This window comes from Streptomyces sp. NPDC005141, from assembly GCF_053599975.1.
In genome coordinates this window covers 46,933-63,036 of record NZ_JBSFYW010000036.1, presented here as the reverse complement: position 1 = coordinate 63,036, position 16,104 = coordinate 46,933, and the positions used below count along the sequence as shown (strand labels likewise).

Genomic DNA, 16,104 nt, shown 5'->3' with positions numbered 1-16,104 from the left:
GGTTCAGACCTTTAACGTCACGCCACACGCGGGTTCACAGGTGAACTCGCTGTTCACTCACATGAACAGCACCTTCCCGTGCCGGCTGCTCCGGACGATCAGAAGAAGGGCCGTCGCCGTCACCGGGCGGACCGGTTCACGCCGGACCCGCGGAACGCCTTCCATCCCCCACGATCAGCGAAGGACGTCAACATGACCCGTTCCAGAATTCTGCCGACGGCCACCGTCGCGGGCGTCGTCGTCGCGGCGACCGTTCTGGGCACCGGCGGCGCGGGCGCCGCCGATCCGGGCGTCGCGCCCGGTGGCAACTTCGACCTGTCCGTCTGGCAACTGCAGGAGCCGGTGGGCTCCCCGGGCTCGCCCACCACCATCTCCTCATCCCGGTTGCAGGGGGCGAACGGCTACCAGGACGCGTACTTCTACACCGACACCCGCGACGGCGCGATGACCTTCTGGGCGCCCGAGAAGGGCGTCACGACGCCGAACTCCTCCTACGCCCGCTCCGAACTGCGCGAGATGAATCGCAGCGGCAGCGCGGCGAACTGGTCACTGAGCGGCAGCCACCGGCTGAGCGCCACGCTGCGGGTGGTGTCGGTCACCTCCAACGTGTGCGTCGGGCAGATCCACCTCGGTTCCGGCGGATCGTCCACCAAACCGCTGGTGGAGCTGTACTACCGCGCCGGCGGCGACATCGTCGTCGGCACCGAGAACTCGCCGTCGGGCGGACAGACACCCCACACCGTGGGGCACGTGGCGGTCGGCAAGACGTGGACCTACACGATCGCCGTCTCCGGCGGCAACACCATCGACCTGACGGTCAACGGGAGTACCACGCACTACCCGATTCCGTCGTCGTTCTTCCCGTACAAGCAGTACTTCAAGGCCGGCTCGTACAACCAGTCGTCCTCCGACAGCACGACGAAGGGCGCGCGCGTCGCGTTCTACGGCCTGAACGTCTCGCACGGCTGACGGCTGACGGCTGACGGCGCACAGCGCACGGTCGGGCAGGCCCGAGGGCCTGCCCGACACCATTCGCCGGCGGGTGTTCACCGCCGTGGAACGTTCCCTCAGAGCGACGTCATGACGTGCTTGATCCGGGTGTAGTCCTCGAAGCCGTACGCGGAGAGGTCCTTGCCGTAGCCGGACTTCTTGAACCCGCCGTGCGGCATCTCGGCGACGAGTGCCATGTGGGTGTTGATCCACACACAGCCGAAGTCGAGGTTCTTCGACATCCGCATCGCCCGCGCGTGGTCCTTGGTCCACACCGAGGAGGCCAGCGCGTAGTCGACACCGTTGGCGTACCGCACGGCCTGGGCCTCGTCCGTGAACGACTGGACGGTCATGACCGGGCCGAAGACCTCGTTCTGGATGATCTCGTCGTCCTGCTCGAGGCCGGAGACGACGGTCGGGGCGTAGAAGTAGCCCTTGTCGCCGACCCGGTGACCGCCCGCCTCGACCTTCGCGTGCTCGGGCAGGCGCTCGATGAAGCCGCTGACCTGGGCGAGCTGGCCCGCGTTGTTGAGCGGTCCGTACAGTACGTCCTCGTCGTCCGGCTGTCCGGTCTTCGTCTCGGCGGCGGCCTTGGCGAGCGCGGCGACGAACTCGTCGTGGACCGACTCGTGGACCAGGACGCGGGTCGCGGCCGTGCAGTCCTGACCGGCGTTGAAGAAGCCGCCGACCACCAGGTCCTCGACCGCCTTCGCCAGGTCGGCGTCCTCGAAGACCACGGCCGGGGCCTTGCCGCCGAGCTCCAGGTGGACCCGCTTGACGTCCTTGGCCGCGCTCTGGGCGACCTGGATGCCGGCGCGGACCGAACCGGTGATGGAGGCCATCGCCGGGGTCCGGTGCTCCACCATCAGCCGGCCGGTCTCGCGGTCGCCGCAGACCACGTTGAAGATCCCCTGGGGCAGGCCAAGCTCCTCCAGGACACCGCCGATGATCTCGGCCATCAGCACGGTGGAGGCCGGGGTGGTGTCCGAGGGCTTGAGGACCACGGCGTTGCCCGCCGCGAGGGCCGGGGCGAACTTCCACACGGCCATCAGCAGGGGGTAGTTCCACGGCGCGACCTGTGCGCACACACCGACCGGCTCGCGGCGGATGATCGAGGTCATCCCGTCCATGTACTCGCCGGCCGAGCGGCCCTCCAGCATCCGGGCCGCGCCGGCGAAGAAGCGGACCTGGTCGATCGCGGGGGCGAGCTCCTCGCTGAGGGTCAGATGCAGCGGCTTGCCGGTGTCCCGGCTCTCCGCGGCGACCAGTTCCTCGGCCCGCGCCTCCATCGCGTCGGCGACCTTCAGCAGCGCGCGCTGCCGTACGGACGGTGTCGCGTCGCGCCAGACGGGGAACGCCGCGGCCGCGGCGGCCATCGCCGCGTCGACATCGGCCGCCCCCGAGAGCGGGGAGGTCGCGTAGACGTCACCGGTGCTGGGGTCCACCACATCGAGGGTCCGGCCGTCCGCGGCGTCCGCGAAAGCACCGTCGATGTAGTTGCGGAACGTGCTGCTCATGGAACGTGTCTCCTGGTCAGGCGGCGGTACGGGCGGACAGGTGCTCGTGGACGGCACTCCAGGCGCCGTCCTCGGAGCGGGCGAAGACGATGGTCTCCCGCTCGAGGACCGTCTCCTCGCCGGAGTGCGTGGCGACGCGGGTCTCCACGTCGTGGCTGAAGACGGCGGTGTCGCCGAGGGGCTGGATCAGCTGCGCGGACGAGAGGCAGCCGAGGATGCGGAAGCCGTCCTGCTCCACCCACTGCTGCCACAGGGCGCGGTACTCGGCAGTGGAGCCGAGCCGCTGCGGCGTGGTGTGGAAGACGAAGGTCGCGTCCGGGGCGAAGGCGCCGAAGTAGTCGTCGAGGCGGCCCTCGGCGAAGGCGGCGACGAGCGCGTCCGCGGCGGCCCGGACTTCCTGGACAGTGGTGGTGCTCATGCACGACTCCTGGTCATGGGCGTCCGGCGGTCAGGGCCGGACGCCCAAGTTGCGGGGATGACGGCCGGGGGCCGCCGTCCGCCGCGTGATGCGGACGGCGGCCCCCAGGGCTCAGAGGGCCGCGGCGGGCTCGGCCGTCTTCTCCTCGGTGCCGCCGGTGATCGGCGCCACTTCGGCGTCGGAAGCCCGCACGAAGCGGGGTCCGGCCGGACCGAACACGGCGCGCGGCTCGGGGAACACGACGAGCGAGGCGAGGTAGAGCACGACGGCCAGGGCGAGGCCGACCGGCAGCGAGATGTCCGCGCCGTCCGCGAGGTTGCCCAGCGGGCCGACGAACTGGCCCGGCAGGTTGGTGAAGAGGAGCGCCACGACGGCGCTGACGATCCAGGTGCCCATGCCGCGCCAGTTCCAGCCGTGCGCGAACCAGTAGCGGCCACCGCGCTGGCGCCGGTTGAAGACCTGCAGCGCCTCCGCGTCGTACCAGCCGCGACGGGTGACGTAGCCGAGCGTCATGACGATCATCCACGGTGCGGTGCAGGTGATGATCAGCGTCGCGAAGGTCGAGATGGACTGCGCCAGGTTGAGCGCGAAGCGGCCGACGAAGATGAACGCGATGGACAGGGCGCCGATGAAGAAGGTGGCCTGGACGCGGCTGAAGCGGGTGAAGACGCTGGAGAAGTCCAGACCCGTGCCGTACAGGGCCGTCGTGCCGGTGGACAGGCCGCCGATCAGGGCGATCAGGCAGAGCGGCAGGAAGTACCAGCCGGGGGAGATGGCCAGCAGTCCGCCCACGTAGTTCGGGGCGGCCGGGTCGACGTACTTCGCGGCCTTCGTCGCGATGATCGACGCGGTGGCCAGGCCGAAGAGGAACGGCAGCAGGGTGGCGATCTGGGCGAGGAACGCGGCGCCCATCACCCGGCGGCGCGGGGTGTTCGCGGGGATGTAGCGGGACCAGTCACCGAGGAAGGCGCCGAAGGAGACCGGGTTGGACAGCACGATCAGCGCGGCGCCGATGAACGACGGCCAGAACAGCGGATCGGCGGTGGAGGCGAAGGCTCCGGCGTAACCGGGGTCGAAGTCGCCCGCGAAGGCGAAGGCGCCGAGCACGAAGAGGGCGGACGCCGCCAGCACCGCGATCTTGTTGACCAGCAGCATGAACCGGAAGCCGTAGATGCAGACGACGAGCACGAGCCCGGCGAAGATCGCGTACGCGACGCCGTAGCTGACGTCCGACTCGGGGATGTGGACGAGGCGGTGCGCGCCGCCGACGAGCGCGTCACCCGAGGACCACACCGAGATCGAGAAGAACGCGATGGCGGTGAGCAGGGAGAGGAAGGAACCGACGACCCGGCCGTGCACGCCCAGGTGCGCGGAGGAGGAGACGGCGTTGTTCGTGCCGTTGGCGGGACCGAAGAGCGCCATCGGGGCCAGCAGCAGCGCACCCGCGACCAGACCGAGGACGGTCGCCGCGAGCCCCTGCCAGAAGGAGAGGCCGAAGAGGATCGGGAAGGCGCCCAGCACGCAGGTCGCGAAGGTGTTGGCACCGCCGAAGGCGAGCCGGAACAGGTCGATCGGTCCGGCCGTGCGGTCCTCGTCCGGGATCCGCTCGACGCCATATGTCTCGATTTCGGTCACCGAGGTCGTCACGGGCGCTCCATTTTCCGTTCATGCACCATGCAAGGGGCGGTTTCCACAGTGTGCGGCCCTCGGTGACCTGCGACAATGGTGCCGATCACAGATGCGTACGATGTCTTTTGTGGCCAGCAACAAACTCACCGTCGGAGACCTGCTCTCCTCCCCGGCACTCCAGCTCACGCTGAAGGCCGGCCGCGGGGGTCTGGACCGGTCCGTTTCCTGGGCGCACGCCAGCGAGCTCGGCGATCCGACGCCCTGGCTCCTGGGAGCCGAGCTGATCATGACGGCGGGCCTGGCGATCCCCCGTACCGCCGCCGAACAGCGCGCCTACCTGGAGCGCCTGGACGACGCCGGCGCGTCCGCGCTCGCACTCTCCGCGCAGTTGCACATGCCCCCGCTGCACGACGCGTTCTTCGAGGCGGCGGAGGAGCGGGGCTTCCCGGTTCTCGAAGTGCCGCTCGCCGTCCCCTTCATCGCGGTGGCCCAGGAGGTCGCGGCCTCGGCCCAGGAGGAGGCGCGGCACAGGCTGGGCGCTCAGCTCCAGGTCTTCGGCGCGCTGCGCTGGCTGGTCACCGAGAGCCTCGACACACCGACACTCCTGCGCCGCCTCGAAGGCCTGTCGGGCTACGACGTCTTCCTCTGCACACCCCAGGGCCGCCCGCTCCTGCCCGGAGTCCCCGTGCCCGACCCGGCCGTCCTGCCCGCGTCCGTCGACGCCCCGCCGGCGATCCCCGGCGGGTTCGTCATCCCGGTGCCCGCGCCCGGCGGCCCGGCGGGCTTTCTCGTCGCCTACGAGCGTGCGGACGTCCGGCCCGCGGGACTCGCCGTCGTCCAGCACATCGCCACCGTGGCGGCACTGCGGCTGGCGATGGTCCGCAACGAACGCGAGACGCTGCGCCGCGAGGGCGCGGAGACGCTCGCCGAGCTGCTGCAGGAGATCCTCGACCCGGAGGCGGCACGTCGCCGGCTGGCCCGGCACGCGATCGAGGGGGACACCGTCCTCCTCATCGTGCGCCACACCACCGACGAGGCACTGCTGCGCTGCCTGGAGGACCGACCGCATCTGCTGCTCACCCGGGGTGAGGACCGCTACGTCCTCGGGGCGCCGGAACTGGCGGCGGCCGTCGGCGAACTCCCGGCCGTGGCGGCCGGGACCAGCCGTCCCTTCCTGCCGGGCGCCGCGCTGAAGGTCGCCCAGCGCGAGGCGCTCTGGGCCGTCTCCCAAGCCGTCGAGTCGGGCCGCCCGGTCGTCCGCTACGGCGACGACGGGGCGGGCCGGTGGCTGCCGGACGACCCCGCCGTCCTGACGGCGCTGGTCGAGCACGTGCTCGGCGACGTCCTGCGCTACGACGAGACCCATGACTCGCAGTTGCTGGTCTCCGCCCGCACCTGGATGGAGCGCGACCGGCGCACCGAGACGGCTGCGGCGGCGCTCCACATCCACCCCAACACCCTCGCCTACCGGCTGCGCCGATTCGGCGCGCTCGCCGACCGGGATCTGACGTCGACGGGTGCCCTGGCCGAGGTCTGGCTGGCGATCCAGGCAGCCGGAGCACTGGGCCTCACCGACTGAGCGGACGTGCGCTTCGCGCCCGTCTCCGTCGCGGCCGGCCCGAGGTGGCCGTCCGGAGTTGGCCGTCAGGAGGGGGATCGGTGTGGTCGGCGCAGGCCCGCGATGAGGAGCTCGACCAGTCGCCGGGCGTCGTAGCGGGGGTCGTTGCCGGCGCCGATGCAGAGATTGCCGATGCCGCGCATCAGCTCGTACGCGCTCAGGCCGGGGCGGATCTCGCCGGACTCGGCCGCGGCGTCGAGGAGCTGGGCGCACACGGGGACGAGCCGGTCGAGGAAATAGGTGTGCAAGGCCTCGAAGGCGGTGTTGTCGGGCTGGAGGACGGCGGCCAGTCCGTGTTTGGTGACGAGGAAGTCGACGAACAGGTCGATCCATCGCGCCAGCGCGGCATGCGGGGACGCGCAGTCCCTCAGCAGGGCGGGCCCCGCCTCGGCGCAGGCCTCGACCTGGTGCCGGTAGACGGCCACGATGAGGTCCGCCCGCGTCGGGAAGTGGCGGTAGATCGTGGCCGTCCCGACACCCGCCTTGGCCGCGACATCGCGGACGGGTGCCTCCACGCCCGACGTGGCGAAGATCGCGGCGGCCGCGTCGAGCAGCGTCTCCTGATTACGCCGGGCGTCGGCTCGTTTCGGCCGGGCCGCCTGCCCGGCGGTCTCGTCGCTGTCGCTCATCGCGCCCTTCCCTCCATGATCCGGCCGTCAAACGGAACGGTGTCCCGTATCGGCTTGCTAAGCGGGACAGTGTTCCGTATCGTCAAACGGGACGGCGTTCCGTTTGTTCATGATGGCAGACGGGGACCCGGCGACCAACCCGTGCGTCACCACCACGCTTCACCCGCTATGAAGGAGACAGGATCATGCGGTACCGCACCTTGGGCAGCACCGGCGTGCAGATCAGCTCCCTCGCGCTCGGCGCGATGAACTTCGGCGCGATCGGGCGCACCAGCCAGGAAGAGGCCACCGCCATCGTCGATGCCGCCCTCGAAGGCGGGATCAACCTGATCGACACCGCCGACAGGTACAGCGACGGCGAGTCGGAGGAGATGGTCGGCAAAGCCATCGCCGGCCGACGCGACGACATCGTGCTGGCCACGAAGGCGGGCATGCCCATGGGTGACGAGCGCAACCATCGGGGCGGCTCGCGCCGCTGGCTGGTCACCGAGCTGGACAACAGCCTGCGCCGGCTCGGTGTCGACCATGTCGATCTCTACCAGATCCATCGATGGGACCCGAACACCAGTGACGAGGAGACGCTGTCGGCCCTGACCGACCTGCAACGAGCGGGAAAGATCCGCTACTTCGGCTCGTCCACCTTTCCCGCCCACCGACTCGTGCAGGCCCAATGGGCCGCACGCGAACACCACTTGAGCCGGTACGTCACCGAACAGCCCAGCTACTCGATCCTGCAGCGGGGTGTCGAGACCCATGTACTGCCCGTGACCGAGGAGTACCGGCTGGGTGTGCTGGTGTGGAGTCCGCTGGCTTCCGGCTGGCTGTCGGGTGCGGTCCGCGAGGGCCGGGACATCACCACGAGCCGCTCGACGTTCATGCCGCAACGCTTCGACACCGCCGTCCCCGCCAACCGGGCCAGGCTCGCCGCCGTCGAGCGGCTGGCCGAAGTGGCCGACGGGGCCGGCCTGACCATGATCCAGCTCGCGCTCGGATTCGTGACGGCCCATCCCGCCGTGACGAGCGCGCTCATCGGCCCCCGCACGGAGGCGCACCTGCAGGCGCAACTCGCCGCCGCCGACACCGTGCTCCCCGCCGACGTGCTCGACGCGATCGACGAGATCGTCGCCCCCGGTACCGACCTCGCCGCCCACGAGAAGTACGACACTCCGCCCGCGCTCCTCGACCCGTCACTGCGACGTCGTTGACGGCCGGGGAGGCCGAGTGCCCGGCGACCCGGTCGAGGACCTGGCGGCCCTGCCCCGGGTCAGAGTTCCGGAACAGGACCGCCAGGAACTTGGGGGACCGAGCCGCACTCAGCCGGTGTAGGCCTCGAGTTCGGACAGTTGTCCCGCGGGCCAGCCGGTGTTGCCCGTGATGGTGACCCGCAGATATCGGGTGGGGGTGCCGGGCAGGGTGAGGGTCGCGGTGTTGCCGCTCGCCGGGTTGAACGTGTACCCGGCCGAGGCCTTGAGTGTGGTGAACGTGGTGTTGTCGGTGCTGCCCTGGACGCTCAGCGTCTGGGTGCGCGTGGCCCAGGCGGACGCCGGGGGCAGCTTGAGGACGACGCGCTTGACCGCCTTGGCGGCGCCGAGGTCGACGGTGACGGACTGCGGGAAGGTGTTGTTGGCGCTCTCCCAGTAGGTGTCGGCGTTGCCGTCCACGGCCTTGGAGGCGGGGTAGACGTCGGTGTGGCTCGTCTCGGTGACCGGCCGGTTCCTGGCGAGGTTCACCGTGGGGTCGGTGGGCGGGTCGGTCGGAGGATCGGTGGGCGGGTCGGTGGGCGGCGGGGTGCCCCCGCCCGGTACTCCGCCGTTGGTCCACTTGGGGTCCGGCCAGGTACCGGTGCAGACCGGCGGGTCGGCGTACCAGCCGCTGTTGCCCGCACCACGGGTGATCGCGAAGCCGGAACCGATGCAGTTGTGGATCGGGTTGGACTGGCCGATGTTCGTCGCCGTGACGTTGCTGAACGACGCCGACCCGGGTGCCTGGATCTGGAGTGCGTAGGTGCCTGCCCCGTCGATCCGTACGTGGTCGAAGTGCAGACCCTTCGTCGCTCCCTCGATGTTCATGATCGCGGCGTAGGAGCTGTCGAGGATCTCGCTGTCGGTGATGTTGACGGTCGCGTCCAGGGGTTCGTTGAGGCCGCTGAACCAGACCGCGCCGACTCCGAACTGCCAGTTGTAGTCGCTGTTCCCGGTCCGTATCAGGGTGTTGCGGGCGGCCGTGGTGGTGCCGGACACGGCGGTGCCCTGGCCGGAGTTGACCCCGGGATAGCGGTTCGCGACGTGCAGGCCGCCGCCGTTGGTGATCGTGTCCGACATGACGTTGTCGGAGAGAGTGATGTCCTTGCCGCCGTACGTGACGATGTTGTTCGCGAGGATCGGCAGAACCACCGTGTTGAAGGTGAACTTGTTCTTGACGTTCGGGACGCTCTCCGCCCACATCGCGAGGCCGTCGTCACCCGTGTTCCGTACGAAGGTGTTGGTGACGGTGGAGTTGGTGACACCCATGTGGAAGTTCACGCCGTCCGCGGTCTGATCCAGGATGCGGCTGTTCTTGATGGTGAAGTTGTCCATCGGCCCGTCCATCCAGGCCCCGCATTTGGTGTGCTGCGTCCACACGTTGTCGACCGTGGAGTCGGACATCGCGCCGCCGATGGCGTTGACCTGGTCATTGTCCTCGCGTTCCCTGATGTCGCCGATGACGGCGAAGTCCTTGAGGACGACGTTCTTGCTGCCGCCCTGAGCGGCGTACTTGCCGTACACGCCGACGGCCTTCGACCGGTTCGACGGGTCACGCCCCGTCAGGACGCTGTACCAGGGGCCCGCCCCGGCCAGCGTCACCTGGTCGACGACGATGTGATCGCGTACCTGGAAGGTGCCCTGCGGGATGTACACGGTCTTGCCCTGCGCCTTGCCCGCGTCGACCGCGGCCTGGATCTTGGCGGTGGAATCCGCCGTACCGGTCGGGTCCGCGCCGAAGTCGCTCACCACGTCCAGAGCGCCGGAGGGCTTGCCGATCGCCGCGCCCACCTGCTCGAAGTCGGCGAGGTCGACGGTGAACGTCGGTGAGGCGCTCGTGGAGGAGACCTGCAGGCGTACTTTGCTGCCGGCGGGCAGCGTGGAGCCGAAGGTGGTGCGGGTCTCGTCGTAGAAGTGGTGCGGGTTGGTGTCGCCGGGGTTGTTGTTGAAGGGGTAACCGCCGTAGTACCAGCCGTACTTGGAGGTCACCGGGATGCTCTTGAGCTGGTTCCCGTTCACCTTCAGGTCGAGGCTCGCGTCCCGCCCCGTGCCGGCGGCGTTGTCCGGCAGTGAGTAGCGGAACGACATGGCGTTGGCCGGTGCGGTCAGCGTGAACTCGACGTACTCGCCCGTCGCGTCCAGTGTCACCGCCTGACGTCCGGACGCCTCGGAGGGGAGATGGCCGTACAGGCGGTCCGGCCCGATGAGGGTGCCGTTGGTGGCGGCGTATTCAGCCTCCTGTTCCTTGAACGGAACGTCGGCGCCCCGGCCGGAGATCCCGACGGGGGAGGGGGCGGGCACTCCCGCCGCGACCGCGTGGGGGGCGAGCGCCACCGCCGCGACCGTGCCGGCCGCGGCGAGTGCCAATGACACGGATGCGGCTACGCCGCGGCGCAGGGGTCTGCCTTGGTGAGAGGAAGTCACAGGCGTGCGTCCTTAGGGCTCGTGGGGTGAGCGGACGCAAGAAGGCTAGGAGTGACAGCAAGGTAAGTCTATAAACATGCGCAAGATTGATACGAGACATCGCAAAATATCGACGGCATCGCGATGTGACGCGCTGGTGACGTCGGCGCACGTCTCCTCCGGCCGGTGGTTCGCCCGCCGGAGCCACTTCTGGTGCCGTGGCGCGGGGCAGTCGAGGGGTTCGGGAAACGGGCGGTGCCGACCGTGCGGGCGGGTCCGCGAGGGGCGGCGGGTCGGTCCGAGACGGCGGGTTCGTGTGGGACGGCGGTTGACGCGCGGATCGCGAGGGAATGCCTACGCGCAGGCGTTCGAGCGGATGACTGAGGTTCCATGTGCGGGCGGGGGCGCGGGCGATGAGAACACCGTGGGGGATCTGGAGCGAGTGGCGTTGGCGTCGGTACGACGAAAGGCGCAAGGTGCGCGACGCCGCGGTGTGGTCGCGGAACACGGGCCACGAGGACTGGGGCGACGACCGGATGGGCACCGCGCTGACGGGTGTGTGCTTCAACCTGCGTGAGTCTCTGGACGCGCGGCGGCTGTCGGCACTTCGCCCCGGCGTCGAACTGGGCGTGTCCGAGGTCAAAGAGGCCTGGGCCGGGATGGACGGAGGCCCCTACGCGTTCACCCTGAACCTGCTCGAACGCCTCCGCAACGCACGGCTCGTCACCATCGCCCCGGCCGCCGACGGCAGGATGCGGCTCACCGTCCCCGAAGGACTGCACGACCGTCTGAGGTCGCGTTGGACGGCGGACGAGGAGGCCGAGTGGCACGAGCGACTCCTCGACAACGCCCGCGTATTGGCGCAACCCGGCGGCACATGGTTGGATCTGCCCGTTCTGGCCGGGTACTGGTGGCGGAACCTGATATGGCACATGTGGCACTGCGAGCCCGAGAAGGCCGCGGCGCTGGTCGTGTACCCGAGTTGGCTGATCGCCCGGATCCAGCGGTCCGAGACACCGGGACTGCTGGCCGACCTGGCTCTGGTCGACTCGCCGGAGTCCAGGGCCACCGCTTCGGTGATCAACGAGGTCATGAGCCGGCTGGATCCCGTCGTCCCCCACGACCCGAAGGAGCTGGCCCAGGAGCTGTTGCTGGCCCTGGGTCTCGCCGAGCAGGTCGCCGTCGCCCGGCAGCCCCCGGCGCAGCACGCGGTCCTGCATCTACCGGTCTGGACACAGGACTTCGCGATGTCACCGGACAACACATGGTTGGTGGCGGTCGGGCGGGACAAGCACATCAGGATCTATGACGTGGCGGCCCAGGCCGTACGGCAGGTGATCCCGGCCCCGCCCGAAGTGGGTTACAACTGTGCCATCGCCCCGGACGGTAGCTTCATCATGACAAAGTCCGCCGGTGAGGACGCTCGGGCGTGGGACGGGCAACCGGCAAGGAGCGGATCCCGTTCGGGGTCGGTGACTTGGCGGACACGGTGTACGGTCCCGCCGACATGTGGCTCGCCTACGACGCGGCCACCGGCGACCTCGTCAACCCGCTCACCGGCGGACGTCGGCGGACGGAACCCCTGGAACGGCAGGTCGGACGACTGGCTCTCGCCGCCGACGGGTCGGTTCTCGTCATGGGGAACGCCCGTGGTCAGATCGGGCTCTGGGACCCGCGTACCGGCCGTCGGATCGCGAGGCTGCCCGACCATCCGCATGCGGTCAACCGGCTCGGTATGGCTCCGGACGGGTCGTGGATCGCGATCGGTGACCTGTACGGAATCCGGGTTCTGGAACTGCCCAGCGGGGACGAGCGGTTCACCGTGAACCAGAGGGGCACCGACTTCGCCACCACCGAGGACTGGCTGGCCGTGCCCGACCGCGCACGGGTGCGGATCCGGTCCACTCGCACCGGCGAGCTTCTGAACACCCTTGAACTCCACACCGAGAACATCAAGGAGTGCCACATGTCGCCGGACCGGAAATACCTGCTGACGATGGACCGCGAGGGCACACTCATCGTGTGGGACGCCGCCGCCGTCGTCCCGTGACGTGTGCCCCTCGCGCTCCGGCCCGGCCCAAGTGCGGCTGCCTGGCCTAGTCGTTGAGGTGGGCGAGGATCAGGTTGGGGTCCTTGGCGGTGATCCAGCCGGCGCTCAGTACGTAGACGGTGTCGCCGCGCAGCGCGATGGATGTGGGGTTCTGCAGACCGTCGGCGGGGTTCAGCACGGTGGAACGGCCCCCGTCGGGCTGGACGAGCGCGACTTCGCTCGGGCCGTCGAGGGCGGCGAGGAGCTGGTCGCCGTGACCGGTGAAGGCGAAGTCGTCGATTCCCGTCAGACCGGTGGCCTTGGTGCGGACCGAACCGGCACGCCCGTTGTGCTGGATGGGGATCCGCAGGACGGTGCCCCTGTCGAGGTTGGTGACCCAGACCGCTCCGCAGTGGACCTTCAGGCCGTTGGCGCCGAGGAATCCGGTGGGGGCCAGTTCGGGTGCGGTGGACCAGGCGGTGGGGGTGCCGCCCGTGGTGGGCACGCTCCAGACGGTGCCGAGTGCGGAGTCGGCGGCGTACAGGGTGCGGGTACGCGGGTCCAGGGCCAGGCCGTTGGGCAGGCCGTCCGCGGGCAGTGCGGCGATCCGCTGCGGTTCGCCTCCGGCGCGCAGGCGCCACACGCCGGTCAGGTCGGGGGTGCCGGTGGCATACAGGAAGTACAGCGTGCCGTCGTGGGCGCGGACGATGCCGGAGGTCAGCGGGAAGCCCAGCACCGGGGTGTGGACACCGCCGTCGGCGGGTTCGGGCAGGGTGGCCACGATCCGGGTGGTGCCCCTGGGGGAGACCTCGGCGATCTGGCGGCCCTGGGCGAAGGTGACGTATGCGGTGCCACGGGGTGTCAGGGCGATGTTCTCCGGCGTCTGGCCCTTGGCCAGGTCGAAGTGCGCGGCGATCCGCGCGTTGTCCAGCGGGGCCGAGACGGCTGCCGCCGAGCCGGGGGTGAGTACGGCGGCGGCGACAGCGGCCACGGCAAGGGCGGCCGCAGGCAGAGCGGATGTGGAAAGCGTCTTGAACATGGTTCCTTCACTGGATTTCGGGCGTGCGTCGGTGACATGCCGACGCACGGGGGTCGGGTTGGGTGAGCTCTGGCCGGGGCCATGCGGCACCGGACCGTTCCCGGGTGGCGCCGACGGGCGTACGACTGTTGTCGAGAACGGGCCCGGACAGGAGAGCGCTCGATGGCGCGGGGTGAGGGTGAGTACTGAGTGCGGATGGTGCGGTGTCAGCGGGTAACTGACGGTTCGTGTCAGACGGTTGGTGCCTGGTGCCTGGTGCCTGGTGCCTGGCGGCTGGTGTCTGACGGTCGGAATCAGCCGCTGCCGGCCGGGGTGCCCGGCCGCACCGGGTCGGCCGGGATGTCGTCCCGGGTGATGGCCTGGGCGAGGAGCGCCAGAGCCGCCCGGGAGGACGAGCCCGCCTCCGTCGTGGCGACCACGACGCCGGGGCCGGGCCCCAGGCTCAGGGTCTGCTGCAGGACGGTGAGCGGGCCGACCAACGGATGCCGCATCTCATAGGACGCGACGGTGCAGGCCTTGATGCGATGGTCGGCCCACATCGATGCGAACTCCGGGCTCTGTGTGCTGAGTTCACCGAGCAGGGTGTGCAAGGCGGTGTCCAGCGGGTGCTGGGCCGCCACCAGGCGGAGATTGCCGACCACCGCTCTGGCCTTGCTCGGCCAGTCCGCGTACAGGTCGCGGGTGTGACGGTCGAGAAAGACGAGTGCGGCCATGTTGGGCCGTTGGGCCGGCAGGCCGGGGGCGCCGGGATCCAGGTGTCCCGCGAACAGTGCGTGGCCGAGGCGGTTCCACGCGAGTACGTCCCCGCGGAGCCCGAGCGCGATCGCGGGAGTGTCTCCCAGCGCGTCCAGCAACTGCCCTGTCGCCCGCGTCACTTGCTCCGGCGCGGGCCGTCGGCGCCGTGCGCGAGGCCGGTCGGCCCGGGCCAGGTCGTGCAGGTAGGCGCGCTCGGACTCGTCCAGTCGCAGAGCCCCGGCGAGGGCGTCCAGCACCTCGGGTGAGGCGCTCAGCGACTGCCCCTGCTCGAGCCTGGTGTAGTAGGAGGCACTCACCCCGGCCAGCAGCGCCAGTTCCTCGCGCCGAAGCCCCGGCACACGGCGCCGCTCCCCGTAGGTGGCCACTCCGGCGTCCGCAGGCCGCAGTTGGGAGCGCCGGGCCTTGAGAAAGTCCCCGAGCTGCGATTTTCCGGTCATGGATCCGAGTATGTGCCGAGTCCGGGCCGCCAGCCTGCCCCAACTGTGGATAGGCAGCCGGGGGTTCGGCTCTCCTCTCGGAGCGTCGGCGAAAACCGGGTCGCCCTAGCCCTTGGTTCCGTAGGCGGCCATGAACATGTCCAGGAGGCCGTCGACCGCGGTCTCGTCGATGGGGCGGGCCGACAGGAGGCTGCGGTAGTACAGGGCGCCGCACAGCACCTCGGCGGCGAATTCCAGGTTCGCTTCCGCGGTCAGTTCACCGGTGTGCTGGGCGCGGGTGATCCGGTCGAGGGTGCTCTGCTCGACGGTGGCCAGGAAGCGTTCGTGCAGGGTCGCCCGCAGGGTGGGATCGGCCTGCGCTTCGGCGATGACCGCGCGGTAGACGGGGCCGATCGGCGGGCTGGAGAGGGCGAGGCCCGAGCGGAGGAACTGCTCGCGCAGATCCGCGCGGATGTCCCCGGTGTCGCGGTAGTCCAGGTCGCTGGTCCAGACACGGCTGAGGGCGTCGAGCAGCAGTGCCGCCTTGGAGGGCCAGCGCCGGTAGATCGTGTGTTTTCCGACCCCGGCCCGTCGGCCGACCGCCTCGATGCTCAGGCCCGCGTAGCCGACCTCGGCGGCCAGATCGAGGGTCGCCTGGAGCAGCTCGTCGGTGCGCGCGGCGCCTCGGCGGCGCGGCATGGCGGGTGGCTCGGTCATGGGACCACCCTATCGGCACGATCCGTGCCGTTGACAATGCCGGGGCCGCGCGGGATATTCAGCCATCATCGGCACGGTGCGTGCCGATGATGGAATAGTGGTGTGACGCCACACACGAGACCGATATCCCGCACATCAGATCCTCAAGGGGACATCTGCCATGAGCAGTACCGAAAGCGCCAAGCACGAGGGATTCACGGCCGAGGAGCGGGCCGCTATGAAGGACCACGCCCAAGAGCTGAAGAAGGAGGCCCGCCGCAGCTCGCGCGCGGACAAGGCGGCCGAGGCGGAGCGGGACGTGGTCGCGAAGATCGCCGAGATGCAGGACTCCGACCGGGTCATGGCCGAGCGCGTCCACGCCGTCGTCAAGGCCAACGCACCGGTCCTCGCGCCGAAGCTCTGGTACGGCATGCCCGCCTACGCGCTGGACGGCAAGGTCGTCTGTTTCTTCCAGAGCGCGGAGAAGTTCAAGGCGCGCTACGCGACGCTCGGGTTCAGTGACCAGGCGAAGCTGGACGACGGCACGATGTGGGCCAGCGCCTTCGCCCTGACCGAGCTGACGGACGAGGCGGAGGCGCGGATCGCCGCGCTGGTGAAGCAGGCCGTGAGCTAAAGGCGTACCTGGAGAGGTCTCGGGCGAGGACGGCGAGGCCGAGGCCTCTTCCGAGCCGTGGGAACGGGGGCGCTCGCAGCGGGCGCCGA

Annotated in this window: 13 protein-coding genes; 5 read left to right on the top strand and 8 right to left on the bottom strand. The window is 69.9% G+C overall.

The window, feature by feature from the left end; genetic code table 11:
* The first annotated feature begins 192 nt into the window (after positions 1-192).
* The gene (locus tag ACWD68_RS25855; protein WP_451808840.1) at positions 193-969 is read left to right on the top strand and encodes a polysaccharide lyase family 7 protein; all 777 of its coding nucleotides are present in this window, start codon (positions 193-195) and stop codon (positions 967-969) included.
* Positions 970-1,067: 98 nt separating this feature from the next.
* Here ACWD68_RS25855 and ACWD68_RS25850 read toward each other — a convergent pair whose 3' ends face one another.
* The 3 genes from ACWD68_RS25850 to ACWD68_RS25840 all read right to left on the bottom strand — a co-directional run bounded on the left by ACWD68_RS25850 (position 1,068) and on the right by ACWD68_RS25840 (position 4,572).
* Positions 1,068-2,507 carry a gamma-aminobutyraldehyde dehydrogenase gene (locus tag ACWD68_RS25850; RefSeq protein WP_451808839.1) on the bottom strand — a complete coding sequence of 480 codons (1,440 nt, stop codon included), beginning with the start codon at positions 2,505-2,507 and terminating at the stop codon, positions 1,068-1,070.
* Positions 2,508-2,523: 16 nt separating this feature from the next.
* Positions 2,524-2,925 carry a nuclear transport factor 2 family protein gene (locus tag ACWD68_RS25845; protein WP_451808838.1) on the bottom strand — a complete coding sequence of 134 codons (402 nt, stop codon included), beginning with the start codon at positions 2,923-2,925 and terminating at the stop codon, positions 2,524-2,526.
* A 111-nt stretch (positions 2,926-3,036) separates the two neighbouring features.
* Positions 3,037-4,572 (bottom strand): purine-cytosine permease family protein, encoded by a 1,536-nt coding sequence (locus ACWD68_RS25840; protein ID WP_451808837.1) that lies wholly within the window; start codon positions 4,570-4,572, stop codon positions 3,037-3,039.
* A gap of 109 nt (positions 4,573-4,681) precedes the next feature.
* On the opposite strand from ACWD68_RS25840, the gene ACWD68_RS25835 reads away from it, so the two are divergent.
* Positions 4,682-6,133 (top strand): PucR family transcriptional regulator, encoded by a 1,452-nt coding sequence (locus ACWD68_RS25835; RefSeq protein ID WP_451808836.1) that lies wholly within the window; start codon positions 4,682-4,684, stop codon positions 6,131-6,133.
* A gap of 65 nt (positions 6,134-6,198) precedes the next feature.
* Here the strand turns inward: ACWD68_RS25835 and ACWD68_RS25830 are convergent, their stop codons facing one another.
* Positions 6,199-6,801, bottom strand: a complete 603-nt coding sequence (locus tag ACWD68_RS25830) for a TetR/AcrR family transcriptional regulator (RefSeq protein ID WP_451808835.1) — start codon at positions 6,799-6,801, stop codon at positions 6,199-6,201.
* Between the two features lie 185 nt (positions 6,802-6,986).
* On the opposite strand from ACWD68_RS25830, the gene ACWD68_RS25825 reads away from it, so the two are divergent.
* Positions 6,987-8,006, top strand: a complete 1,020-nt coding sequence (locus tag ACWD68_RS25825; RefSeq protein ID WP_451808834.1) for an aldo/keto reductase — start codon at positions 6,987-6,989, stop codon at positions 8,004-8,006.
* A gap of 108 nt (positions 8,007-8,114) precedes the next feature.
* Here the strand turns inward: ACWD68_RS25825 and ACWD68_RS25820 are convergent, their stop codons facing one another.
* Positions 8,115-10,466, bottom strand: coding sequence for a discoidin domain-containing protein (locus tag ACWD68_RS25820; RefSeq protein WP_451808833.1), 2,352 nt, complete (start codon positions 10,464-10,466; stop codon positions 8,115-8,117).
* Positions 10,467-11,874: 1,408 nt separating this feature from the next.
* Between ACWD68_RS25820 and ACWD68_RS25815 the strand changes: the two genes are divergently transcribed.
* A complete protein-coding gene (locus ACWD68_RS25815) occupies positions 11,875-12,495 on the top strand; it encodes a WD40 repeat domain-containing protein (RefSeq protein ID WP_451808832.1) in 621 nt (206 codons plus the stop codon).
* Positions 12,496-12,541: 46 nt separating this feature from the next.
* Here ACWD68_RS25815 and ACWD68_RS25810 read toward each other — a convergent pair whose 3' ends face one another.
* The 3 genes from ACWD68_RS25810 to ACWD68_RS25800 all read right to left on the bottom strand — a co-directional run bounded on the left by ACWD68_RS25810 (position 12,542) and on the right by ACWD68_RS25800 (position 15,402).
* On the bottom strand, positions 12,542-13,513 hold the full coding sequence (locus ACWD68_RS25810) for an SMP-30/gluconolactonase/LRE family protein (RefSeq protein WP_451808831.1): 972 nt from the start codon (positions 13,511-13,513) through the stop codon (positions 12,542-12,544).
* A 293-nt stretch (positions 13,514-13,806) separates the two neighbouring features.
* On the bottom strand, positions 13,807-14,706 hold the full coding sequence (locus ACWD68_RS25805) for a helix-turn-helix domain-containing protein (RefSeq protein WP_451808830.1): 900 nt from the start codon (positions 14,704-14,706) through the stop codon (positions 13,807-13,809).
* 105 nt (positions 14,707-14,811) lie between these two features.
* Complete coding sequence (locus ACWD68_RS25800; RefSeq protein ID WP_451808829.1) at positions 14,812-15,402, bottom strand: TetR/AcrR family transcriptional regulator; 591 nt, start codon at positions 15,400-15,402, stop codon at positions 14,812-14,814.
* Positions 15,403-15,562: 160 nt separating this feature from the next.
* On the opposite strand from ACWD68_RS25800, the gene ACWD68_RS25795 reads away from it, so the two are divergent.
* Entirely contained in the window at positions 15,563-16,015 is a 453-nt protein-coding gene (locus ACWD68_RS25795; protein ID WP_451808828.1) for an iron chaperone, read from the top strand.
* Positions 16,016-16,104 lie beyond the last annotated feature (89 nt).

What these genes read in the sequence shown, in the direction of transcription:
- ACWD68_RS25855 (WP_451808840.1), top strand. Translation starts at nt 193, where the DNA reads ATGACCCGTTCCAGAATTCTGCCGACGGCCACCGTCGCGGGCGTCGTC.
- ACWD68_RS25850 (WP_451808839.1), bottom strand. Translation starts at nt 2,507, where the DNA reads ATGAGCAGCACGTTCCGCAACTACATCGACGGTGCTTTCGCGGACGCC.
- ACWD68_RS25845 (WP_451808838.1), bottom strand. Translation starts at nt 2,925, where the DNA reads ATGAGCACCACCACTGTCCAGGAAGTCCGGGCCGCCGCGGACGCGCTC.
- ACWD68_RS25830 (WP_451808835.1), bottom strand. Translation starts at nt 6,801, where the DNA reads ATGAGCGACAGCGACGAGACCGCCGGGCAGGCGGCCCGGCCGAAACGA.
- ACWD68_RS25825 (WP_451808834.1), top strand. Translation starts at nt 6,987, where the DNA reads ATGCGGTACCGCACCTTGGGCAGCACCGGCGTGCAGATCAGCTCCCTC.
- ACWD68_RS25810 (WP_451808831.1), bottom strand. Translation starts at nt 13,513, where the DNA reads ATGTTCAAGACGCTTTCCACATCCGCTCTGCCTGCGGCCGCCCTTGCC.
- ACWD68_RS25805 (WP_451808830.1), bottom strand. Translation starts at nt 14,706, where the DNA reads ATGACCGGAAAATCGCAGCTCGGGGACTTTCTCAAGGCCCGGCGCTCC.
- ACWD68_RS25800 (WP_451808829.1), bottom strand. Translation starts at nt 15,402, where the DNA reads ATGACCGAGCCACCCGCCATGCCGCGCCGCCGAGGCGCCGCGCGCACC.
- ACWD68_RS25795 (WP_451808828.1), top strand. Translation starts at nt 15,563, where the DNA reads ATGAGCAGTACCGAAAGCGCCAAGCACGAGGGATTCACGGCCGAGGAG.